This is a genomic window from Clostridium sp. C2-6-12, from assembly GCF_009928485.1.
Lineage (GTDB): Bacteria > Bacillota > Clostridia > Clostridiales > Clostridiaceae > Clostridium.
Genome location: NZ_JAABNP010000003.1, coordinates 106452 through 130763, shown reverse-complemented (window position 1 = coordinate 130763; position 24312 = coordinate 106452). Strand labels below are relative to the sequence as shown.

The 24312-nt window shown below is 28.2% G+C and carries 25 protein-coding genes; 17 read left to right on the top strand and 8 right to left on the bottom strand.

Annotated features, from left to right (window positions below; genetic code table 11):
* Window positions 1–97: 97 nt before the first annotated feature.
* Window positions 98–565 carry an Lrp/AsnC ligand binding domain-containing protein gene (locus GXK56_RS03800; RefSeq protein WP_160685250.1) on the bottom strand — a complete coding sequence of 156 codons (468 nt, stop codon included), beginning with the start codon at window positions 563–565 and terminating at the stop codon, window positions 98–100.
* A 252-nt stretch (window positions 566–817) separates the two neighbouring features.
* Between GXK56_RS03800 and GXK56_RS03795 the strand changes: the two genes are divergently transcribed.
* Complete coding sequence (locus GXK56_RS03795; RefSeq protein ID WP_160685247.1) at window positions 818–1156, top strand: hypothetical protein; 339 nt, start codon at window positions 818–820, stop codon at window positions 1154–1156.
* A 76-nt stretch (window positions 1157–1232) separates the two neighbouring features.
* On the opposite strand, the gene GXK56_RS03790 is transcribed toward GXK56_RS03795, so the two are convergent.
* Window positions 1233–2246, bottom strand: coding sequence for a histidinol phosphatase (locus GXK56_RS03790; RefSeq protein ID WP_160685244.1), 1014 nt, complete (start codon window positions 2244–2246; stop codon window positions 1233–1235).
* Window positions 2247–2361: 115 nt separating this feature from the next.
* Here GXK56_RS03790 and GXK56_RS03785 point away from each other — a divergent pair, with 115 nt between their 5' ends.
* Together GXK56_RS03785 and GXK56_RS03780 are read left to right on the top strand one after the other, a co-directional pair.
* Window positions 2362–2886: a gamma carbonic anhydrase family protein gene (locus GXK56_RS03785; RefSeq protein WP_160685241.1), complete on the top strand. Its 525-nt coding sequence runs from the start codon at window positions 2362–2364 to the stop codon at window positions 2884–2886.
* A gap of 20 nt (window positions 2887–2906) precedes the next feature.
* A complete protein-coding gene (locus GXK56_RS03780; protein WP_160685238.1) occupies window positions 2907–3743 on the top strand; it encodes a S1-like domain-containing RNA-binding protein in 837 nt (278 codons plus the stop codon).
* Between the two features lie 178 nt (window positions 3744–3921).
* Here the strand turns inward: GXK56_RS03780 and GXK56_RS03775 are convergent, their stop codons facing one another.
* Complete coding sequence (locus tag GXK56_RS03775) at window positions 3922–5337, bottom strand: spore germination protein (protein WP_160685235.1); 1416 nt, start codon at window positions 5335–5337, stop codon at window positions 3922–3924.
* 617 nt (window positions 5338–5954) lie between these two features.
* On the opposite strand from GXK56_RS03775, the gene asnB reads away from it, so the two are divergent.
* The gene (asnB, locus tag GXK56_RS03770) at window positions 5955–7802 is read left to right on the top strand and encodes an asparagine synthase (glutamine-hydrolyzing) (protein ID WP_160685232.1); all 1848 of its coding nucleotides are present in this window, start codon (window positions 5955–5957) and stop codon (window positions 7800–7802) included.
* A gap of 50 nt (window positions 7803–7852) precedes the next feature.
* On the opposite strand, the gene GXK56_RS03765 is transcribed toward asnB, so the two are convergent.
* Complete coding sequence (locus GXK56_RS03765; protein ID WP_160685229.1) at window positions 7853–8155, bottom strand: hypothetical protein; 303 nt, start codon at window positions 8153–8155, stop codon at window positions 7853–7855.
* Window positions 8156–8474: 319 nt separating this feature from the next.
* Between GXK56_RS03765 and GXK56_RS03760 the strand changes: the two genes are divergently transcribed.
* The 5 genes from GXK56_RS03760 to GXK56_RS03740 all read left to right on the top strand — a co-directional run bounded on the left by GXK56_RS03760 (window position 8475) and on the right by GXK56_RS03740 (window position 11921).
* The gene (locus GXK56_RS03760) at window positions 8475–8894 is read left to right on the top strand and encodes a YaaR family protein (RefSeq protein ID WP_160685226.1); all 420 of its coding nucleotides are present in this window, start codon (window positions 8475–8477) and stop codon (window positions 8892–8894) included.
* Between the two features lie 17 nt (window positions 8895–8911).
* A complete protein-coding gene (locus tag GXK56_RS03755; RefSeq protein ID WP_160685223.1) occupies window positions 8912–9310 on the top strand; it encodes a zinc-ribbon domain-containing protein in 399 nt (132 codons plus the stop codon).
* Between the two features lie 214 nt (window positions 9311–9524).
* Complete coding sequence (locus tag GXK56_RS03750) at window positions 9525–10526, top strand: ABC transporter substrate-binding protein (RefSeq protein WP_160685219.1); 1002 nt, start codon at window positions 9525–9527, stop codon at window positions 10524–10526.
* On the top strand, window positions 10501–11256 hold the full coding sequence (locus GXK56_RS03745; RefSeq protein WP_160685216.1) for an ABC transporter permease subunit: 756 nt from the start codon (window positions 10501–10503) through the stop codon (window positions 11254–11256). The genes GXK56_RS03750 and GXK56_RS03745 overlap by 26 nt, the downstream gene beginning before the upstream one ends.
* A complete protein-coding gene (locus tag GXK56_RS03740) occupies window positions 11253–11921 on the top strand; it encodes an ABC transporter ATP-binding protein (protein ID WP_160685213.1) in 669 nt (222 codons plus the stop codon). Before GXK56_RS03745 ends, GXK56_RS03740 begins: the two co-directional genes overlap by 4 nt.
* On the opposite strand, the gene GXK56_RS03735 is transcribed toward GXK56_RS03740, so the two are convergent.
* A complete protein-coding gene (locus tag GXK56_RS03735) occupies window positions 11922–12173 on the bottom strand; it encodes a hypothetical protein (protein WP_243156004.1) in 252 nt (83 codons plus the stop codon).
* 150 nt (window positions 12174–12323) lie between these two features.
* Between GXK56_RS03735 and GXK56_RS03730 the strand changes: the two genes are divergently transcribed.
* On the top strand, window positions 12324–14030 hold the full coding sequence (locus tag GXK56_RS03730) for an ABC transporter ATP-binding protein (protein WP_160685210.1): 1707 nt from the start codon (window positions 12324–12326) through the stop codon (window positions 14028–14030).
* Window positions 14031–14122: 92 nt separating this feature from the next.
* On the opposite strand, the gene GXK56_RS03725 is transcribed toward GXK56_RS03730, so the two are convergent.
* From GXK56_RS03725 to GXK56_RS03715, 3 genes are all read right to left on the bottom strand, one after another.
* A complete protein-coding gene (locus tag GXK56_RS03725) occupies window positions 14123–14554 on the bottom strand; it encodes a hypothetical protein (RefSeq protein WP_160685207.1) in 432 nt (143 codons plus the stop codon).
* 390 nt (window positions 14555–14944) lie between these two features.
* Window positions 14945–15976 (bottom strand): branched-chain amino acid aminotransferase, encoded by a 1032-nt coding sequence (locus tag GXK56_RS03720; protein WP_160685204.1) that lies wholly within the window; start codon window positions 15974–15976, stop codon window positions 14945–14947.
* Window positions 15977–16187: 211 nt separating this feature from the next.
* Window positions 16188–18086 (bottom strand): NAD(+) synthase, encoded by a 1899-nt coding sequence (locus GXK56_RS03715; protein WP_160685201.1) that lies wholly within the window; start codon window positions 18084–18086, stop codon window positions 16188–16190.
* A gap of 337 nt (window positions 18087–18423) precedes the next feature.
* Here GXK56_RS03715 and GXK56_RS03710 point away from each other — a divergent pair, with 337 nt between their 5' ends.
* The 7 genes from GXK56_RS03710 (at window position 18424) to GXK56_RS03680 (ending at window position 24128) form a co-directional block, all read left to right on the top strand.
* Window positions 18424–18855, top strand: a complete 432-nt coding sequence (locus tag GXK56_RS03710) for an NfeD family protein (protein WP_160685198.1) — start codon at window positions 18424–18426, stop codon at window positions 18853–18855.
* Window positions 18856–18907: 52 nt separating this feature from the next.
* Window positions 18908–19852 carry an SPFH domain-containing protein gene (locus GXK56_RS03705; protein ID WP_160685195.1) on the top strand — a complete coding sequence of 315 codons (945 nt, stop codon included), beginning with the start codon at window positions 18908–18910 and terminating at the stop codon, window positions 19850–19852.
* A gap of 257 nt (window positions 19853–20109) precedes the next feature.
* Complete coding sequence (locus tag GXK56_RS03700) at window positions 20110–20922, top strand: EcsC family protein (RefSeq protein ID WP_160685192.1); 813 nt, start codon at window positions 20110–20112, stop codon at window positions 20920–20922.
* 114 nt (window positions 20923–21036) lie between these two features.
* Complete coding sequence (locus GXK56_RS03695; RefSeq protein WP_160685189.1) at window positions 21037–21552, top strand: hypothetical protein; 516 nt, start codon at window positions 21037–21039, stop codon at window positions 21550–21552.
* 270 nt (window positions 21553–21822) lie between these two features.
* Window positions 21823–22659, top strand: a complete 837-nt coding sequence (locus GXK56_RS03690) for an amino acid ABC transporter substrate-binding protein (protein ID WP_160685185.1) — start codon at window positions 21823–21825, stop codon at window positions 22657–22659.
* A gap of 128 nt (window positions 22660–22787) precedes the next feature.
* Complete coding sequence (locus GXK56_RS03685) at window positions 22788–23429, top strand: amino acid ABC transporter permease (protein ID WP_160685182.1); 642 nt, start codon at window positions 22788–22790, stop codon at window positions 23427–23429.
* A 15-nt stretch (window positions 23430–23444) separates the two neighbouring features.
* Window positions 23445–24128, top strand: a complete 684-nt coding sequence (locus GXK56_RS03680) for an amino acid ABC transporter ATP-binding protein (protein WP_160685179.1) — start codon at window positions 23445–23447, stop codon at window positions 24126–24128.
* Window positions 24129–24312 lie beyond the last annotated feature (184 nt).

The window sequence follows — 24312 nt, the reverse complement described above, 5'->3', positions numbered from 1 at the left end:
TATTCTATTGTTCATAATTTTTATTATATTATATACCAACAAACTGTCAAATAACATTAATTTAACATTAAAATTTTCTTATTATTTTAGAAAGAATTTATAAAGATATATTTCTATCTATAGGTTGAGATAAGGATACAAAAGTATCTGTTCTTTGAATACCAGCAATATTATTTATTTTATTAAGTAATACATCTTGTAAATCTAAGATGTTTGTACACACTATTTTAGCAAACATAGAGTAGTTACCAGTAGTTAAATGTAACTCTGTAACTTCTTTTATTGTTGACATTTGTTCAAATACAGAGCTGAAGGAAGATGTTTTATCAACGTATATTCCAACAAAACAACATACATCATAACCTAATTTAGGTAAATTTAATATTATTCTAGAACCTTTTATTATACCCATGTCCTCCATTTTTTTCATTCTTACATGGATAGTACCACCACTTACATGGCATATTCTTGCAATTTCCAAATAAGGAGTTCTGCAATCTTTTATAAGTAAGTCAAGTATTTGTAAATCTAATTCATCTAAATTATTATTTGCGTTTAAATTCATAATCTCACCTCATATTATTCATCTAATATACTTTTTTTATTTTATCAAATAAATAGGTGAAATTAAAGAGAAAACTACAAGATTGTAAAAATAAATTTTAGAATATTGATATTTTAATAATAATATGACTCTATAATGTTAAAAATGAATAATAGATATATTAAATTAAATTTACAGTAAACCTTGATAATAATGTCAAGATAAACTATTATTAAATGTAGATATAGACTTTTTTAGGAGGATACATGACCAATGGGTTTTTTTATGACAATTCTTTCATTTGTATTAATGTTTGCTGTTATAATGGTAGTATATGTATTATGCAAAAAATATGTATTTAGTAGAGTGCGTATAAATAAATGGATTCCATTAGCAATAGCAATAGTATTATTTGTAATTCAAATATTTTTAGGATCTATAGAAGCTCTACAATCAATAAATAAGTATGCCACTATAGTAATATCAATATTTGCAGTTATTTTTTTCTTATGGTTTATGGATATTATGCAAACTGGAGGGCCAAAGAAGAAAGAAAAGCAAATAGTAATTAAATCAAAGGCTAAGCCAAACAGAGTAAAGAAAAAAGATTAATCAACAGCAAGAATATAATAGAAATGGAATGTATAATTTATGTTTTAAGAATGTGCAATTATACATTCTACTTCTTTTATATATTAATTGATCTAAATATTGGAGAACTTATAGCAATTTTATTATTTTCTAAAGTAACTTTAATTATATACCAAAGTTCATTATGAAGAGGTTCATGATTATACAAATATTTGATTTTATGGAGATTAAGATCAGATATTTTTTTTATTATGGTTCCAGAAGCAGAAATAATATCAATTTCTATTATTTTATTGAGTGGATCGTGAGCAAAGATTGAAAATTGTAGTCTGTTATTATTTAGAGGGATTATATCACCCATGAAATTATCATTTATTGTGAAGTACATAATTAGTGATCGGGATTCTGTTGAATAAGTATGACGCTTTCTAAATGCTTCAACAAGAGTTAGAGTGTTAAGTTCTGAAGCAATCATACAAGTTAAATTTTCAGTGTCGCCAAAGTTCATTCTATGATTGTCTTGTCCGTTTATAGCTCCTAATTTCCAGCCTAAGTCTAATAAGTAATAATAATATTTTTCATATCTTGTATATTTATTAGGATAAGATCCATTACCAACTTCTATTGAAGTTATTAATTTGTTTAATAAAGGATTATATTCTAATTGTTTTATGATATTATGTGGATGATTTATTGAAATGAAAGCATTTGGATTGTTAAGCATCCAAAGTATTAATAGCTGAAAATTATTTACTGTTCCAGTGAAAAACCTATTTGGATTTATTATATTAATATCACCAAAAGGTTCAGTCTTGCTTTCAAAACCTATTACAGCTAAAAAGTTTTCATGTTTTTTGTTATAGCGTAAAGCTAAATGCTGAGATGCATCCCACCTGCTTATTTCATTTCCCTTTATTTGAATATTTTTCATAAGGTAATTATTATGATCTGTTAGAATTAAGAAATCAAGTCCTGAATGTCTTGCATAATCAAAAGCTTCAATAGGAGATCCAGAGCCTGTTGAGAAGTTACAATGAGAATGAGGAATACCATAATAAAAATTTAAATTATCTATATTAAAGTCAGGCTTCATAGATTTCTTTTTACCCAAAATTAGACCTCTTAAAAATTATTTATAATATATATTATTATTAAGATGGGTAAAATAATGACAATAACTCAATGTAATGTTAAAATAACCTTAGTATTCAACGAGGTGATAAAATATGATAATGAGTTTTATGAATAAGAAGCCTGTTTTTGAAGAAGATATATATATTTCGGAAACTTCCGTAATTATTGGAGAGGTTACATTGAAAAAGAACGCAAATATATGGTTTGGTGCTGTTCTGAGAGGTGATGCAGACAGTATAGTCATAGGTGAGAATACAAATATTCAAGAAAATACAGTTGTACATGTAGACGAAAATAAATGTGTGAAAGTTGGGAATGGATGTACAATTGGACACGGAGCTATAATTCATGGTTGCAAAATTGGGAATAATACATTAATAGGAATGGGCGCAATAATACTAAATGGAGTAGAAATAGGTAATAATTCTATTGTGGGCGCAGGAAGTTTAGTAACTCAAAATAAAAAATTTGAAGATGGAGTTTTGATCATCGGAAATCCTGCAAAAGTAGTGAGGAATTTAACAGAGGAAGAAATTGAAAATAATAAAAGATCTAGCTTAGAATATATAAAACTAAGCAAAGAAATAAAGCGTAGCAAATTACTTGATATTAAGTAGTTAATGGAGGAATAAAAATTATGATGTTAATAGGTGAATATAATAAATTAAAAGTAAGTAAAAAGGTAGAGTTCGGATATTATTTAGAAGATAATTTTGGAGATGAAGTCTTATTACCAAATAGTGCTGCAAAAGGTCATGAAATAAAGGAAGGGGATATACTTGAAGTATTTATTTACAGAGATTCTAAGGATAGATTGATTTCAACTTTAAAGAAGCCTCTTATAACAGTAGGACAAATAGCATACCTGGAAGTTGTAAGCCAAAATAAAATTGGTGCTTTTGTAAATATTGGACTTGAAAGAGATTTATTCATTCCATTAAAAGAACAAAGATTTAAGCTTAAAGATGGAAAAAAATATTTGTTTTACATGTATGTAGATAAAACTGATAGATTAGCTGGAACAACAAGAATAGATTCATATATTGATGTTGCAGAAGAAGGAGTTTATAAAACTTCTGACGAAGTTAATGCAATAGTTTATGATACCTGTGAAAATGGTACTTTAAATGTGATGATAGATGGAAAATATAGAGGCTTAATATTAGCTAATGAACATTTTGAGTATATCCACCCAGGTGAAGAAATAAAGGCAAGAGTTAAAATAGTTTACGAAGATGGTACAATTGGAGTATCAACAAGAAAGAAAAGATTAGATGAAAGAGAAGTATTAGCAGAAAAAATACTAAAATATTTAAAAGAAAATGGTGGTTTTATGCCATTTAATGATAAGTCTTCACCAGAAGATATCAAGAGAGAATTTAATACAAGCAAAAATTACTTTAAGATGACTCTTGGAGGATTAATGAAAGAAAAATTAATTACACAAGATAAAGAGGGAACAAGACTTTTATAAAAATATTTCTTTTATAATTTGTAGCTTGAAATAAATAGAGGTTCTTCAAAAAGGAAGTACAGTAATATGTTAATTAAAAAACCATGCATAAATAGAGATAGGGATTCTCTTATATGCATGGTTTTTATTAAGTCAGTTATTAATTTATTTAAAGGCGTTTATTAGAACAGCAAAAGGATTATTGGACATCATTTGATATTCTTGTTCTAAATAATAAGTTTTTAAGGGCTTTCCAATTGAATGGGATTAATGGATAGAAGTATTTATCTCCTGCAATTGTTTTTGTTGAGCCCATGACTATAAGTGTAAATATAATTCCTCCAACAAAGCCCCAAAATCCAAAAATTCCACAAAGTATCAGTAAAGTCATTCTTACAAATTTTAAAGCAAAGTTCATTTCTATACTCGGCTGTGTAAAATCACCTATTGTTACTATTGACATATATAATATAGCTTGAGGAGTAAACCATCCGGTTTTTATAGCATATTCACCAAGAATTAAACCTCCGATCAAAGACATTGCGCTTCCAAGTGGACTTGGCGTATTTAAACCAGCGAGTTTTAATACATCCACAGCAAATTCTAAGAGGATAAATTGAAACAACATAGGAATAGCAAAATACTCTTTGGGTTTTAAAAAATCAAAAAAAGGTGGAAGAAATATGTTGCCATTAATAAAAAGTAAGTAAAGTGGAGTTATTAGTATAGTTGCAAGCATTACTAAATTCCTAATAATTCTTAAATAATTACCTGTAAATAGAGGGAAGTAATAATCATTTACATCTTGAGAAAAGTCAAAGATACCAGTTGGAAGGATCATGACATTTGGAGAATTGTCAACAATTACTATTATTTTTCCTTCAACTATATGAGCAGCTGCTACGTCAGGTCTTTCAGTATATCTCACCTTTGGAAACGGGTTGAGCCAATTTTTTTTGCACATAATATCGATTAAACTTTGATCTCCAAGTGTTAATGCTTTTATATCTAATTTTGATAAACTATCAACTATTAAATCATGTACTTTACTATCAGCAACTCCATCTAAATATGCTAGACAGACATCTGTCTTTGAAACATCACCAACAGGATGAATTTCAAAGACAAGTCTAGGATCTCTTATTCTTCGTCTAATAAAAGCAGAATTAAATACTAATTTTTCTATAAAGCCATCTCTTCCACCTCTTAGTGTCTTTTCCTTTTCAGGCTTTGAAGAATCTGAGCCAGGGTAGGTACGTAAATCTAAAATTATAAAAGAATCATAACCATCAACATACATTATGGTTTGACCTTTTAGCAAACCTGAAATAATTTTATCTAAGTCCTTCTGTGTTTCTACAGATACATGGTGAATTTTATGGTTAGCAAAGTCTTCTGCTGTAGCATATGAATTCATGGTTACTACATCTATATGAAAACAAGTGTTTATTATATCCTCCATAATAGCATCTTTAATAAATCCGTTTAAAAAGTATATGACTGCATTGCGATTAGCGACTACTATTTTTCTTTCTACAATATCATAACTTTTATCTATAGCTAAATGTGAGTGAATCAAATTTATATTTTCTTGAATATTAGTTGTGACATCCAAATTATGCAACCTTCTTTCTATAGTTTAATATCATATGAGTAGTATGTGATAGATATTAATAATGTATTCATTTTTAATATTAATATTATGCCTATATATGTATTTAGGTTGACTTTAAATACTTTTAAAATTAAATTGAATAGAAATTCATGAGTTAAACCATTAGTATGAAGGTGAATAAAAAATAATAGTTTTACATTTTGCTGGCGTAAAGATATTAACTGTGCATAATAAGTTTCGTATTGCAGAGAAGTTCCGAATTGTGGCATAGCTACGCTCTTCAGAAGTGCATAGCTGCTCATTTTTTAGGTGCGTATTTTTTATAGATGAAAAAGATATTGGTTGTTATGTCTCACTTTTCCTAGAGGTGAAAAGATTTTAGTTGCACTATGGCAGTTTTTAAAAAGTGACAAGATCTTGATTGTATTATCGCACTTTTTTTATGTGAAATAGATCTTAATTGTTCTGTCGCACTTTTTTTATGTGAAAAGATCTTGATTGTGCTGTCGCACTTTTTTTTTATGTGCATATTTTAATATTAAAGGCATATTAGAAAGATGAAAGTTATAATGAATTTATGTTTTTTATATGCTTAAATACTATAAGAAGGTGGAAAAATGTGTGGTATTGCAGGTTTGGTGAATTTTAAAGAAAATATAGTAAAAGAAAAAGATATATTGGAAAAAATGATTAAGACTTTGGAGAGAAGAGGTCCAGATGCTAAAGGGTGTTATATTTCACCTAACGTTTTATTAGGTCATAGAAGACTTATTGTTGTTGATCCTAAAGGTGGAATACAACCAATGACTAAAATAATCGAAGGAAAAAAATACACTTTGGTTTATAATGGAGAACTTTATAATACAGAAGATTTAAGAAAAGAATTAATAAAAGAAGGATTTACTTTTGAATCCTATTCAGATACAGAAGTACTACTTACAGCATATATTTGCTGGGGAAAAGAATGTGTTAATAAATTAATAGGAATTTTTGCATTTGCAGTATATGATGAACATGAAAAGGAAGTATTTTTGGTTAGAGATCAAATGGGCGTTAAACCTTTATTTTATACTATAATGAATGATACTCTTGTTTTTGGCTCTGAAATAAAAACTATTTTTGCTAACCCTAAAATTAAAAGAGAAGTTAATAGAGAAGGATTAACAGAATTATTTGGTCTTGGACCAGCTGTATCCCCAGGAAGTGCAATTTTTAAAGATATAAAAGAAATTGCACCAGGAAATTGTCTTTTAATTTCTAGAGATAATACAATAAAGAAATGGGAATATTGGACAGTAAAGGCAACAGAATTTAAGGATACAGCAAAAGAAGCAATAGTTCATACAAGAGAACTGCTAATAGATGCCATAAACAGACAGTTAGTAGGAGATGTACCACTATGCACATTTTTATCAGGAGGTCTTGATTCTTCAGCTATTTCAGCTATTGCTGCCGAAAATTTTAAAAATAAGGGAAAGAAGCTTACCACATATTCTATTGAATATGAAGATAATGAAAAATATTTTCAAGCATCATTATTTCAACCTACTTCTGATGAGTATTTTGCTGAAATGATGTCAAAATTCATTAAAAGTAATCATAAGAAAGTGGTTTTAGATCATCCAAGTTTAGCAGCAGCTTTAAAAGAAGCAGTAATTGCACGTGATTTGCCAGGAATGGCTGATATTGATTCATCATTACTTCTATTTTGCAAAGAAATTCGCAAAGATTTTGTAGTTGGACTTTCAGGAGAATGTGCTGATGAAATCTTTGGAGGATATCCTTGGTTTACAAGAGACGAGATGTTTTATTTGGATACTTTCCCATGGGCAAGATTTGTTAATAGCAGAAAGATTATAGTTAATGATAAGCTGAAGGATATGCCAATTGAGGAAATGGTAAAAGCTCAATATGAGAAATCTTTAAGGAAAGTACCACATTTAGAGAATGAAAGTAAAAGAGATTATAGAATGAAGGAAATATCTTATTTGAACTTAAAATGGTTCATGGTAAACCTCCTTAACAGGAAGGATAGGACAAGTATGTATAATAGTTTAGAGGTGAGAGTACCTTTTGCAGATATTAGACTTGTTGAATATGCTTTTAATATGCCAGCAGATATAAAATTATATAAAGGCAGGGAAAAAGGATTGCTGAGGGTGGCACTTGAAGGAATACTTCCTAAAGAAATTATATATAGAAAAAAGAGTCCTTATCCAAAGACACATAACCCAGTGTATACAGACATAGTATGCAGTACTATGATGAAGATATTAGATGATAAATCCTCGCCAATTCATGAAATTATTGATGGAAAGGCAGTTAGAGAAATTATAGAAAGTAAGGGCGAATCCTATAAAACTCCATGGTATGGACAATTGATGACAGGACCACAGTTGATTGCGTATTTGATTCAAATGAATATATGGCTTGAGGAATATAAGGTTAATATAATTGACAATTAATAAAAAAATGAATGATGAAAGTGGCACCTTCATCATTCATTTAAGTTATTCTAGTTATATTTGAATTTAACAGATATTTCTTTAATTTCACCTTTAGAATTTTTTCTAATTGTAAATTGTTTAACATCCTTACAGTCATTTTCTAATTGATAATTTAATTCTGTAATTGTAGCTTTAGCTTTTTTAGTTAAGCCACCATCTTCAACAATTTCAAATCTTGATTTTCTGCAAGTTGTTTCTTCATTCTTGTCATCAAGAATTACATAATATTCAGCTGCTTCTTCTATAACTATATATTCCTTATTTAAAGTTAATGTTGAACAAAGATTATTATCTATACATTTTATTATCATATTTTTTTCCCTCCTAAATCCCTTTTATAAGATAGATTTTAGTATAGATATTTCTTTGTTTCAACTACGATTTGACAATATAATAAAACTTTGTCAATATTCATAAAAAAGAAGAAATAAAATAGGGAAATGTTATAACAAGCCAATGAAAAGGTTTAATAAAAATATAAGTAGAGAAGAAAGCAGAACTTTGATATAATTAATTTAGAAGTAGTATATTGTAAAGATATTATTGGCTTTTACCATAAACTCTTAATTGTTATCATTTAACTGTTAACGGTTAAAGTGTTTTCTTAAGGTAAGAAAGGATTGATTATATATGGAAATAGGAAGAGTTAGAAGGGGAACAGTATCGGCTGAGAGAAAAGTTGTTTCTGAAAAAAAGGACTTTTCTCAAAGTTTTAGCAGAGAAAGACATAAGCAATCTGAAGAACAGCTTAATAAAATGATAGAGGATATTAAAAAAAGAGGAACAAGGCTTATAACCACAAAGACCTATGTTGATGTAATAATGTATAAAAAGATGATAAAAGAATATTTAGAATCAATATTGAAGTTTATGTATGAAACAAAAAAAGATATAAGCTTTTGGCAAACTCAATATTTCATAACAGTTGATACAGTTGATCTTAAGTTAGAAGAATTGACACAAGCATTGTTGACCGATGAAAAGGATAATATAAATATTGCAGCAACTATAGATGAAATACAAGGAATGATTGTCGATATATACAGATAATATGAGGTTAAAGATATATGTTTTTTATAGGTATATTTGGTATAGAAAATAAGGATAAAGAAATTAGAGAATTGAATAATTTGAATTGTAAAAAATGTAATAATACAATTCAAGGTAAATTAATTAAAAATTTCGATTTTTTTCATTTCTTTTTTATTCCTCTTTTTAAGTGGAATGAAAAATATTATGTAGTATGTAATAGATGTAAATGCTTATATAGTATCACCAAGGAAAAAGGAAAAGCAATCGAAAGTGGAGAGGATATTAATATTACTTATTGGGATTTACAAGAGGTGTATTCTGATAATAATATTAATTTTAATAACAATAGTTATGATATGAAAAGATGTTCAAGTTGTGGTGAGCAAGTCAAGCGTGATTTTAAGTATTGCCCATATTGTGGAAAAGAAATTTGAGTAAAATAAATTTGTTTGTAAAAAACACTGGTGATTTAAAAAATTATATCAGTGTTTTTTGCTTTGTTTTAAAAAGGATTGAGTTAAATTTGGTATTTTTATTTTAATATGATATTATAATTAAGAGTGAATATTAATTAATAGTATTATTAAGGTATTTTTAAAGGAAGCTAACTCTTTAGGTCGTTAGCTAACTTAAAGGGGGAATAAAAAAATGAAAAAGAAAGTATCATTATTTTTGGCTATGATATTATCTATGTTAACATTTATAGGATGTGGAAATAATAATGTAGCTCAAAATGAAACAAAGAAGGAAACTATAGAAGTTAAAGAAATTAATTTTGTAGCTCCAGATGGACTTCCATCAATTGCAGTGGCAAAGCTTATAAAAGAAAAGCCTGAAATTAAAGCTGGATATAACGTTAATTATACTGTTGAGAAAAATTCTGAAAGCTTAAGCACAAGTGTTATGAAGGGAGAACCTGACATAGCAGTAGTGCCTTCAAACTTAGCAGCAATTGCATTTAATAAGAACAAACAATATAAGATAGCAGGAACTGTAGGATTTGGGTCTTTTTATATAGGATCAACTAATGAAAATCAAACTATTGATAACTTAAAAGGAAAAGAAGTATATAACATAGGTAAGGGATTAACGCCTGATATAATTACAAGAACAATTCTTAAGGATAAAGGGATTGATGTAGATAAAGATATTAATTTTAGTTATGTAGATGGAGTAAATGAACTTGCACCTATAATTTTATCTGGGAAAACTCAATATGCAGTAATACCAGAGCCAGCATTATCTACTGTGCAAATGAAAAATGATAAATTTAAGATAATGTTAGATTTAAATGAAGAATGGAAAAAGATAAATAATTCCAAGTTCGGATATCCTCAATCGACTATCATAGTTAAAAAGGATTTATATGAAAACAATAAAGAATTTGTAAAAGCTTTCTTAGACAAAGTAAAAGCTGGGATTGAATGGGCATATACAGATAAAGAAACTTTAGGTACCTATTGCGAAGAAATAGGTATTTCAGCTAAGAAACCAATAATAGTAAAAGCTTTGGATAAATCAAATATTAAATATGTAGATATTAAAGATTCGTCTAAAGAATATAAAACTTATTTTGAAAAATTAAATCAATTTGATCCAAAGACAATAGGGGGAAGCATACCAAATGATGAAATATTCATGGAAAAGTAAAAGCTATACTTTAATATCATGTTTATTTTTCATAATATTATGGCAGGTAGTTGCTATAATAACAAATAATGATATATATATTCCAAAGCTTCAACAGGTGGGTGAAGCTTTTAAGAGTATATACATGGAACAAAATTTTTGGAAGGCTATTTTTAGTAGTTTTTATAGAACTATAATTAGCTATGTTTTAGCTTTAACTTTTTCTATGATTTTAGGGATACTCGGAGCTGTGTATCCCTTTTTCAGATATTTAATGCAGCCTTTAAATTCTTTTGCTAAGACGGTTCCGACTATGGTACTAGTTGTTCTTTTATTAGTATGGTTTGATAAGGATATAACACCTTTTGCAGTTGGCTTTGCAATAATATTTCCAGTTCTATATGAAGGTGTAAGAAATAGTCTTATGCAGATAGATAAAAAATTAATTGATATGACTAAAATATATGAAGTAAGTCTAGGAGATAAAATTAAGAAAATATATATTCCAGTTATGAAATTTTATTTTATGAGCATTTTTGTTTCTACTTTTTCCCTTGCTTTTAAGGTTGTAATCACGGGAGAAGTATATGGGCAGCCTAAGTTTGGAATTGGTTCTCAAATACAATTAGAAAAAGTGAATTTTAATGTGTCGGGAATATTTGCATGGATTGTTATTATATTATTTATATCGATAATTTTAGAAGTAATAAATAAGTTATTAAATAAAAAAATATATAGGTGGAATAAATGAATATAAGTGTTAAAAATTTAAATAAAGCTTATGGAGATGAAGACATATTTAAAAATTTTAATTTAGATTTATATGATGATAAAGTGAATTGCATAATAGGAAAGTCTGGTTGTGGAAAAAGTACTTTTTTAAATATCGTAGCAGGATTAATAGAAATTCAGGGTGGAGATATTCAAGGAGTTTCACTTAAAGATATAAGTTACATATTCCAAGAAGACAGGTTAATAGAATGGCTTACAGTTAAGGAAAATCTAGAACTTGCATTAAAAAAATATTATGATAATTCTGTTATAGACGAAAAGATTAATGAACTTTTAAAATTAGTTGGAATTAATGATATTAAAGATAAATATCCAAAATCTTTAAGTGGTGGAATGAAGCAAAGAGTAAATATAGCAAGAGCCTTTGGAAAGCCATCAAAGGTAATATTGATGGATGAGCCTTTTAAATCCTTAGACTACAAATTGAAATACACAATAATAGATGAATTTAAAGCTTTATTAAGTAAAGAAAAGAGAATGGTTATCTTAGTTACACATGATTTAGATGAGGCGATATATTTCCAAGGAAATATAATTGTATTCAGTAATAAACCAGTTGAAATTAAAGGTGTATTTAATAAAAATTTAGATAAATGTAAAAATGAAATTTTAAGTCAAATATAATTAACTATAAAGTAAAATTTTACTTCCAACTAAAATAAATAAGAAACCTGCAAGTATAAAACTAGAAATGCTAAGAAATTTTTTCTGAGCATTTAATAAATTAATTCCAAGCAAAGTATCACAAAAGCCTAAGCAGGCAAAAATCAATGGAAATAATTTGTTTGGATCTGACTTGTTAATTATTATGTTTATTGAAAGTATAGGCAGAAATATCACTAAACTAAAATTAATGACATAAAATAATTTTTTCATAATAATTGTTCACCACCTTACAATTGGAAAATTATGTTTATATTTGATTATATACAAGCTTTTTGAATAATATTCATAAATATTTGAATTACTTTGGTTAACCCTATTTAAAATATATAAAATTAGAATAGAAAGGATGGTGGAAGGTAAGTGATTAAAAAATTTATTTCCTTTTACAAACCATATAAATTATTATTTACATTAGATTTAGTTGTAGCATTCATAGCATCATTATGTGATTTGGTATATCCTATGATGACAAGACAGCTTGTTAATGAATCAATTCCTAATAGAGATTTAAGATTGATTTTTGTATTTGCAGCAGCTTTATTAATAATTTTTATCATTAAAGCTGGCTGTGGATACTTTATGCAGTATTGGGGACATGTTGTAGGTGTAAGAATGCAGGGAGATATGAGAAGACATATTTTTAGGCATCTTCAAAAATTGCCTAATAGCTTTTTTGATAACAATAAGACAGGTGACATAATGTCTAGAATTATTAATGACTTAATGGATATATCTGAGCTTGCTCATCATGGGCCAGAAGATTTATTCATATCAATTGTCATGCTTATAGGTTCATTTATATTATTATGTACAATAAATGTACCTCTGACAATATTAATATTTGCATTCATTCCTTTTATAGTATGGTTTACTCTTTTTCAAAGAAAAAAGATGAACAAAGCATTTCTTGAAACTAAAGTTGAAACAGGAGCTGTAAATGCAAGCCTTGAAAATAGTATTTCAGGGATAAAAATATCAAAAGCTTTTGTAAGTCATAAATCTGAAGAAGAAAAATTTGAAAAGGGCAATAAAAAATTTATAAAAGCTAGAGAAAAAGCCTATAAAGTAATGGCTGAGTATTCTTCAGGTTCAAGTTTTGGTATAGATATATTAAATTATGTAGGGCTAATAGGCGGAGGCATATTTACATTAACAGGTTACATAACTATAGGTGATTTTATGGCTTATATGTTGTTTATAAAGTTATTTACAGAACCAATAAAGAAGCTTATAAACTTTATGGAACAGTTCCAAAATGGAATTACTGGATTTCAAAGGTACATGGAAATCATGGATGAAGATAGAGAAAAGGATAAAAAAGATGCAATTGAACTAGAAAATGTAGAAGGTGAAATTGAATTTAAAAATGTCAGCTTTAGTTACGAAGGAAAAGAAGTCTTAAAAGATGTTTCAGCAAAGATTAATAAAGGAAAAATGTTAGCTTTAGTTGGAGCTTCAGGTGGAGGAAAAACTACCTTCTGTAATCTTATTCCGAGATTTTATGAGCCAGAAAGCGGAGATATTTTAATTGATAATAAAAGTATATATAATGTGAAATTAGATTCGCTTAGAGAAAATATTGGAATAGTACAGCAAGAAGTATTTTTATTTACTGGAACCATAAGAGATAATATCTTATATGGAAAGGCAGATGCAACAGAAGAAGAATTGCTTAGAGCAGCAAAAATGGCTAATATACATGAATTTATAAATACTTTGCCTGAAGGTTATGATACTTATATTGGTGAAAGAGGCGTAAAATTATCAGGCGGTCAAAAACAGCGTATATCTATTGCTAGAGTTTTTCTTAAAAACCCGCCAATATTGATATTAGACGAAGCAACATCTGCTTTAGATAATGCAACTGAACGTATAATACAGGAATCTTTGGAAAAGCTATGTGTTGGAAGGACAACAATAGTGGTAGCTCATAGATTATCAACAATTAAAAATGCAGATGAAATTATTGTATTAGGTAATACGGGGATAATAGAACAAGGATCTCATGAAGAATTGATGAGAAGAGAAGGTGAATACAGCAGACTTCATAAATTAGCTGCAGTATAATAAAGTAAATATGTAAAAGGAGTTTAATTAGATAGAAAAATATATCTAATTAAAACTCCTTTTAATTTCTATTAGAACAAGATAAGATTATACTATTTTGATTCATTTTTTAATGCATTGAGAAGTTCAACTTTTCTAGCTAACTCGGAAACATCAATTTTTCCCTCTGACATAGCTTGACCTATTTTATTATGCAATTGAGTTTCAGCAGGATTATTTATAGGTTTATATTTATCAATGTTATTATGGTTAAATCTAGCTTGAACTAGCCTAGAATTTTCTTCACTTCTTAATCTTGACATATTATCTAATTCATTTTCAAAACTATTTAAATCTTCATTTTCACCTTTCCTTTTAGCTTTTGAATGTAAGGTTTCATTAAAGGAATGTGAATCATCATGCTTTTTATCTGAAGAAACATCAGTTTTACTATAAGGTCTTTTAGTTATGCTATTTTCAGCAGTGATACGAGTTACACCATTTACAACATATTTACTTCTAGAAATTACTCGATTATCAAACATATACATTCCTCCTTTTTAAGTATATAAGCAAAGTTACCAATTTATAATTTGGTTACTTAAACTTAATCATATTATGCATTTCGTTCATTTGTTTATAGAAGTATATGATTATTGAAAATTAGTTAAATCTAAATATGAGTTAACTATATTCAAAATCATAAATCCTTATATTTCATTTGTTATTTATATATTCGGAGTGTAAATAGAAAAGTTTAGAAGATAGAAATATAGTTTGAGCATAATATATTTATATTAGAAATTAATTTACAATATGATAGCAAATTATGATTTTGTAGATTTAGATGAATAAAAGCTGGTTAATGATTTTGGGATAAAAAAGCAGGTAGGGTATTTTAGTAATACCTCTACCTGCTTTTTCCATGTGGATAGTTATATTTCAACTTCGTATATCCAACCTTCAGGAGCTTCAACATCACCAAGTTGAATTCCTAAAAGTAAATCGTATAATTTTTGAGTTATAGGACCAACTTCAGTTTCACTATGGAATACATGTAATTTCCCATTGTAGTGAATTCCGCCAATAGGAGTGATTACAGCTGCTGTTCCACAAGCGCCAGCTTCTTTAAATTCATCTATAGTATCAATTGGTACTTCTCTTTCATAAACAGGCATTTTTAAGTAATGTTCTGCTATATGAAGAAGAGAACGCTTAGTTATACTTGGTAAAATAGATGGAGATTTAGGTGTAACAAATTCATCATTTTTAGTTATACCAAAGAAGTTTGCCGCTCCTATTTCTTCAATTTTAGTATGAGTAGCAGGATCTAGGTAAATACAATCAGCAAAACCTTTTTTTGCAGCTACTGCATGAGCTTGTAACGATGCAGCATAATTTCCACCAACTTTGTTACCACCAGTACCGTGAGGAGCTGCTCTGTCAAAGTCATCTAAAACTATGTAATTGCAAGGAGAGACTCCATCCTTAAAATAAGGACCAACTGGAATACAAAATACACCAAAGATATATTCTGGTGCTGGTTTAACACCTATATTATGCCCAACACCCATTAAATATGGTCTAATATATAATGTCGCACCACTTCCATATGGTGGAACGTATTTTTCATTTGCCTTTACTACTTGCTTAACAGCATCGATAAATTTCTCTACAGGAACGTGTGGCATAAGAAGTTTGTCGCAGCTTTCATTCATACGTTCAGCATTTAAGTCAGGTCTAAATAATTGAATTTTTCCTTCTTTTGTTGTATATGCTTTAAGACCTTCAAAGCAACTTTGACCATAATGAATAACAGTAGAAGCTTCGCTTATAGAAATCATATTATCTTCTGTAAGTTTTCCTTCGTCCCATTGTCCATCTTTCCAAACTGAAATATAACGATAATCCGTTTTTATGTAATCGAATCCTAGTTTACTCCAGTCTATATCAGCTTTTTTCCCCATTTTCCATTCCTCCATATCTATACAGGCCCTGGCTAAAATTTATATGCCTATTGCCATTGTTTATTTAATAACATCTATTGTAGCACTACTTAAAAGAAATTTCTACAATCCATTATGAAAAGTGGAAGTTTATTGTTAAAATATCAATAAAATATTATTAACTTTAAAAAATAAGTAATAAATATAGATTCTTTAAAGCTTTTTTACAATACTATTTCCAGGGAGCAGCATCTGAAGGCATACGCCAGTCACCTCTAGGACTTAAAGAAATACTTCCTACTTTAGGTCCGTCAGGAAGAGCGCTTCTCTTAAATTGTTGAGTGAAGAATCTAAACATAAATTTATCTAACCATTTTTCTATTTCTTCTTCAGAATAATTACCTTTAAATGCCACTTTAGCTAAGTAGAATATTCTTTCCTTTGTTGAACCATGTTTAATAAAATGATATAAGAAGAAATCGTGAAGCTCATAAGGACCTACTATATCTTCAGTCTTTTGAGCTATTTCACCATTTTGATCTTTTGGTAGTAATTCTGGGCTTACAGGTGTATCTAATATATCCATAAGAGTATTGCATACGGCCTCTGTAGATTCATTTTGTGCTACATATTTTACTAAATACCTAACAAGAGTTTTTGGTATAGAAGGATTTACAGAATACATGGACATATGATCTCCATTGTAGGTGCACCATCCAAGAGCAAGCTCTGATAAATCACCAGTTCCAATTAATAAACCTCTTTCTTTATTTGCAATATCCATCAATATTTGAGTTCTTTCTCTTGCTTGAACATTTTCATAAGTAACATCATGAATATTTTTATCGTGGCCAATATCTTCAAAATGTTGAAGAGAAGCTTTAACTATATTAATTTCTCTAAGATCTGTTCCAAGTTCTCTGCATAAATCAATAGCATTATTATATGTTCTATCAGTTGTACCAAAGCCAGGCATAGTTATAGTAACAATGTTCTTCTTATCTATATTAAGCAATTCAAAGGTTTTAACTATTACAAGTAATGCAAGAGTTGAATCTAAGCCACCTGAAATTCCGATTACTGCCTTTTGGGATTTTGTGTGTTCTAATCTTTTTGCAAGGCTTGCAGATTGTATGTTGAAGATTTCTTTGCAACGCATTTCCCTTTCTTTTTCATATGAAGGAACAAATGGGTGTTTATCAACATATCTATCAAAAACTTCAATTGAAGTTTTTTCAAATTCAAAGTTTATCATAACAGGCTTTTTGTTTAAGAATTTAAAAGAATCTCTAAAGCTAAGATTTTTCATTCTTTCAGCCTTAAGTTTAAATACATCAACAATAGAAGAAATTACTTCATTTTCTCTTTGGAAGCGGTTATTTTCCTTTAATAATGAACCATTTTCACTGATTAGAAGGTGTCCGCTGAATAATACATCTGTTGTAGATTCATGAACTCCAGCAGACGAATATATATAAGAACACATAGTTCTAGCACTTTGATTTGAAATAAGACTCTTTCTATAATCCATTTTACTTACTAATTCATTTGAAGCAGAAAGATTTCCTATTATATGTGCACCCATAAGAGCCAAATAAGAGCTTGGAGGTATTGTTACCCATAGATCTTCGCAAATTTCAACTCCAAAGTTCCCAAGGTTAGATGAAAAAATTAAATTTGTGCCAAAGGGAACTTCATTTTGAAATGATAAATCGACTTTTTCACTTTCTATTGAAAATCCTTCAGTAAACCATCTCTTTTCATAAAATTCACTATAATTTGGAAGATATGATTTTGGTACAATTCCAAGTATTTTTCCTTTAAATAACAGATAAGCGCAATTATATAAGACACTTTCAGAAAGAAGTGGAGCACCAACTGCAATTAAAATATCTTCATTTTTAGTAGCCTCTAATATTTCCTTAATTCCATTTAAAGATTTGTTAATTAAATATTCTTGTAAAAATAAATCACCGCAAGTATAAGAGGTAATACAAAGTTCAGGAAAAACTATAAATTTATTTCCTTTATTAACAGCTTCCTTTATACAGAATAAAATATTTTCAACATTATAGTCAACATCAGCAACTTTAGTTTTAGGACAAGCAGCTGCAACTTTAATAAAATCCATATGATCACTCCTTAATATGTATAAATTAATAGTCAATGATAAATAATTAATGGACATATTATCATTTCCTTTGAAATCTTTAGCGAATTTCTTTAATTAAGTGTTTGAAATTAATTATTGTTAATAAAATATATCTTAAACAATTATAAACTAAATGTGAATTAAATCAAAGTAAGAAGAAGATTATAAAAGAAATTCAAACAAAACGGTAATAAATAACTCTTTTTAAGATAAAAGATAACTTGCAAAACAATTATCTAAGCTATATAATGGGTATATGAAATATTTCATTAACAAACAAAGAAAAATTAGTATTATTAGGTTGGGAGGGATTCAGATGGGACCAGCAGTATTTTGGTTAGTTGTTGCGGTTTGTTCTATTGTGGTAGATGTTATGACCAGCAGCTTTTTCTTTGCAATGTTTTCAATAGGAGCTGTTGTTTCTGCAATAAGTGCTACTTTAGGAGTGCCATTTATAATTCAAATAATAATTTTCGCGGCTGTAAGTATAGTTGTTTTAGTATTTGGTTATCCAGCACTAAAGAAAAAATACAATAATGCACATAAAAATATACCTCTTAGAGAAGAAACTTATATTGGCAACATTATTGTAAGTGAAAAAGAAATATTTGATAAAGCACAGATTAAGATTAATGGAGAATATTGGACAGTTATTAATGAAGGTGATGAAATTCATGTAGGAGAGAAGTTCCAGATTACAGGAATTGAAGGAATAAAATTAAAAATAAAAAAAATAGATAGTGTATAGTAATCTATAAGGAAATAGAAATTTGTATACACTATTATGGGGGGAATAGAAAATGGAATTAATGATAGTTTTAGGAGTAATATTACTATTTGTATTAGCAGTAGTTATATCATCAATTAAAATAGTAAACACAGGTTATTTATATGTAGTAGAAAGATTTGGACAATTTGATAAGGTATTAGAACCAGGATGGCATTTTATAATACCATTTGTAGATTATGTAAGAAGAAAAATTTCAACTAAACAACAAATTTTAGATGTACAACCTCAATCAGTTATCACAAAGGATAATGTAAAAATATTAGTTGATAATGTTATATTCTACAAGGTTTTAAATGCAAAAGATGCTGTTTATAATATAGAAGATTATGTTTCAGGTATAGTATATTCAGCTACAACTAATATGAGAAATATATTAGGTAATATGAGTTTAGATGAAATTTTATCAGGAAGAGATGCTATAAACCAAGATCTTTTAAGTATTATAGATGAAGTTACTGATGCATATGGAATAAAAATATTATCTGTTGAAATAAAAAACATAGTGCCACCTGCTGAAATACAAGCGGCTATGGAAAAGCAAATGAAAGCTGAAAGAGATAAGAGAGCTATGATTCTTCAAGCAGAAGGTTTAAGACAATCACAAATAGAAAAAGCAGAAGGTGAAAAGCAATCAAAAATATTATCAGCAGAAGCAGAAAAAGAAGCCAATATTAGAAGAGCAGAAGGTTTGAAGGAATCTCAGTTACTAGAAGCAGAAGGTAAAGCTAAGGCTATAGAACAAATAGCACAGGCAGAAGCTGAAGCAATAAGAAAAGTAAACACAGCTATTATTGAATCAGGTACAAATGAAACAGTTATAGCATTAAAGCAAGTTGAAGCCCTTAAGGAAATGGCTAATAGCCCAGCTAATAAGCTTATATTACCTAATGAAACTTTATCTTCCCTTGGAAGTATAGCGGCAATTGGAGAAATGTTAAAAGGCAATAAAGAATAAAGATAGAAAATAAGGAGAGTAGAAGAGAAAACTAACTCTCCTTATTTTCATGCATTATGTAACTTTAGGGGTAGTAAAATTGAATAATTATATGAATTTAAGGAGGTAGCTAAAACTGTAAAATAAATATAATTAATACATGTATAAGTAATGTTTGAAATATTCATTATTTGGAATTAATATATATATAACAGAAAATTAGTTAATATGGTCGGAAAAGTATATTTATAAAAGATCTAAGGAATGGAGGGAGAAAAATGAATTTTAACTATAAAATTAGCAGAGAAAAAAAGATCATAAATCATCAAAAAGAAAAGCTGCGAAGAAGGGAAGAGAAATTTTTTGATAAAAAAGAAAATGAGTTTATACAAAGTAAGATTGCAGTAATAAAGAATAAAATAGAAGAATATTTTCCATCAAAAGTAATGGGTACCTTTGATAAGGCTTTTGAAAAAGGATTTTATTATGTTTTTGAAAAAGGATCTATTATAATAGAAAAGAGCTATAATTTAGAGAAATTAAAAAATGAAGCTGATATAAATGAATATATTTTATCTAAACAAATTAGCAATAAAAATTTAAATAGATTTGATAAGACGGCTAGAAAGGGAATCTGGGTAAATAAAGGTCTTACAACTACAGAAGGAACAGCCTTAGGTGTTTTAGGAATAGGACTTCCTGATATACCAGTTTTTATAGGAGTAATTTTAAAGACCATATATGAAATCTGCTTAAATTATGGATTTAAATATGATTCGGATGAAGAAAAAGCATTTATTTTAAATATAATCTGTGCAAGTGTAAATAAAACGCCACAAAAAATTTTATATTCAAATGAAATAGATAGAATAGGTTATAATATTGATAATGGTTTTAAGAATGAAATAGATATTAATCAACTAATAAAAGAAACTTCAAGAAATTTATCCGAAAGTATGATGTTTGCTAAAGTTATTCAGGGAATGCCTATTGTAGGAGCTTATGGAGGTATATCTAATTATATGACTATAAGAGATATAAGTGAAGTGGCTACAATAAAATATAAAAAAAGAATGTTATATAAACTATAAAATGTAATAATTCATATTATTGCCCTAAATAAAATTATAAGTTAATGTTGAAATAATCATAAAAAAATATTAATATATACTAAGCAGTACAAAAATATATATCGGGGTGAAAAAATGAAGATAAAAAAAATATTGAGTATAATGCTTTGCATGATTCTCGCTTTTTCTATGATTGGATGTAATCTTAAAGATGATTATATAATTGAAACAAAGGAAAATACTGATGAAAAGCCATCAGGAGATAAAGTGAATGAAGTGTTTGATTCAGAAAAAATGAAAGATGTAATGGATAAAATAAAAACGACACCAAAAGAATTATCTGACAAAATTGACGAAGTTGATAGTGATACTCAAAGGACTATGAAAGAATTAAATCAAAAAGCAGATGAATTAACAAATGCTTTAAATAATGCTGATTTTGAAGGTAAAAGTGAAGATCTAAAAGAACAATTAGATGATATATCAGATAAATTAGATGAACTTAAAAATAATGTGAAGGATGCTAAAGACAGAGCGGATACCTATGAAAACCCAGTTGATAAAGTTAAGGTTACAGATACAATAGATGAATTTTCTACTCATATGGATAATATGCAAAGAGCTTTGGATAGAGCTTCTTCAACAAGATAAAATAAAAAAATGCTGATCTATAGTTACCATATTTAAATAGGATAACAATCAGATTGGCATTTTTTTATTTTTAAATAACTTGTTCGATCAATTGTAAAATATAAAAGTAAATGGTAGAAGCAAGGCAATTATTTGCAAAACACTTAGCGGTAATAATGAAATAAATTGAATTTTAAATATAAATAATTAAAAAAATAAAAAATACTTGATTTTTTTACTTTAGCGTGATAAAGTAATAAATAGAAAAACTAATCAAGGGGGAAATTATTTATGAAAATGAATGTTTTAATAAAGAAATTAACTATAGTTGCTGTTATAGCAACACTAGGAACAGGTTTAGTTGCTTGTTCAGGAAATACAGGGGCTAAAAAGGAAGATACAAAGGCAGCAGCTAGCACATTGGATAAAGAAGAATTAGTATTAGGCTTTGATGATACATTTGTTCCAATGGGATTTAAAGATGAAAGCGGAAAAGTAGTTGGCTTTGATATAGATTTAGCAGAAGCAGTTGCTAAAAAGCTTAACAAAAAAGTGAAATTCCAGCCGATAAATTGGAGTATGAAGGAAACTGAACTTAAGAATGGGAATATAGATTTAATTTGGAATGGATATTCAATTAGTGATGAAAGAAAAGAAAAGGTTGAATTTTCAAAACCATATTTAAATAATAAGCAAGTTATAGTAACACTTGCAAATTCTCCAATAAGCGCTAAAGCGGATTTAGCAGGTAAGAAAGTTGGAGCACAAAATGAATCTACTGCAGTAGATGCAGTAGAAAAAGATGCAAATCTTTTAAAGAGTTTTGATAGTGGAAAGCTTGTTACTTTTAAAGATAATAATCAGGCATTAATGGATTTAGAAGCAAAAAGATTAGATGCAATTGTTGTTGACGAGATATTAGCAAGATATTACATGAAGGCCAGAGGACAAGAAAAGTACAAAATTTTAACTGAAGATTTTGGAAGTGAGCAATATGGAGTTGGAATTAGAAAAGGAGATACTAAATTTGTTGAAGCCTTTAACAAAGCTTTAGATGAAGTAATAGCAGACAAAACTGCAGCAGAAATATCTAAGAAATGGTTTGAAGAAGATATAGTTTTAAAATAATATAATTTAATAAGGCGTATTCAATAAAGATAACTTTTGATTATTTTAGAATAAGAAATTTTATTTGAATATGCCTTAAAATATTTTTAGAAGATAAATATTGGAACATAAAAGAGGAGGAAATAACCTTGAGTTATATATTACAAATAATGCCTCAGGTATTAGAGGGGCTTAAAGTCACATTAGAAATATTTGCACTTACACTAATATTATCAATTCCTTTAGGAATAATAGTAGCTGTAATGAGAACATCTAAATCTCTAATACTAAGAGAAATAAGTGGGGTATATGTTCTTATAATGAGAGGGACACCGTTATTGCTACAAATTATAGTAATCTTTTTTGGATTACCTATAGTAGGAATTACATTTAATAGGTTTCCAGCAGCTATTTTAGCCTTTACATTAAATTATGGAGCTTATTTTGGAGAAATATTTAGAGCAGGAATAATGTCTATAGACAATGGACAAGTTGAAGGAGCTCAAGTTTTAGGTTTAAGTTCAAAAGATATATTTTTTAGGATTATTTTACCACAAGCATTTAAAAGAGTTATTCCACCAGTTGCAAATGAAGTGACAACTTTAGTTAAGGATACATCTTTAGTATATGTAGTAGGAATAGATGAACTGCTAAAAATAGGAGAAATGGCTACAAATAGAGAAGTTTCTTTAATGCCACTTTTAATTGTTGGAGTTGTTTACTTAATTGTAATAGCAGTCTTCAGTAAGGTTTTAAAGATAATTGAAGAAAAGTATGACTATTATAAGTAATATGGAGGAACGTTTATGCTTAAAATAAATAATGTAAGAAAGAAATTTGGAAATACAGAAGTATTAAAAGGTGTTAATCTTGAAATATCACAAGGTGAGATTTTAGTAGTAGTAGGTCACTCAGGAGGAGGAAAAACTACACTGCTTAGATGTGTAAATGCTTTGGAACATTGTGATAATGGAGATATAGAAATAAACGGAAAGACTCTATGCAAAGATGGAAAATATGTAGAGAAAAATGAACTAAAAGAAATAAGAAAAGACATAGGATTAGTATTTCAAAACTTTAATTTATTTCCGCATATGACTGTTTTAGAAAATTTAATAGAAGCACCTCAAAGAGTATTGGGGTGGAGTAGAGAGGAATCAATAAAAAAAGCAGAAGAAACTCTTGGATTTTTAAATTTATTAGAAAAGAAAAATAATTATCCTTTTGAATTATCAGGAGGACAAAAACAAAGAGTTGCTATTGGAAGGGCATTAGTATTGGAGCCTAAAATCATGTGCTTTGATGAGCCGACTTCAGCTTTAGATCCAGGACTTACTGGGGAAGTCGCAAACTTAATAAAAAGCTTAAGTTCTAAGGGAATGAGTATGATGATAATAACTCATGATATGGATTTTGCTAAAAATGTATCAGATAGAATAGTATCTATGAATGAAGGAAGACTTCAAGAAGGATTAATTTTTGAAAATTAATAATTATTACTAATTTTTTAGATTTGTACTCATAAAATCTGAATATTTAGAAAAATATTTCTAAGATTTATGTTGAATTTTAAGTGAAAATATGGTAATCTTATTAAGTAAGATATTTCAAGATTTAATCAATACTGTACACTTTCACCTCTGTCTCAGAGATAGGGTCAAGTATCAGATTATG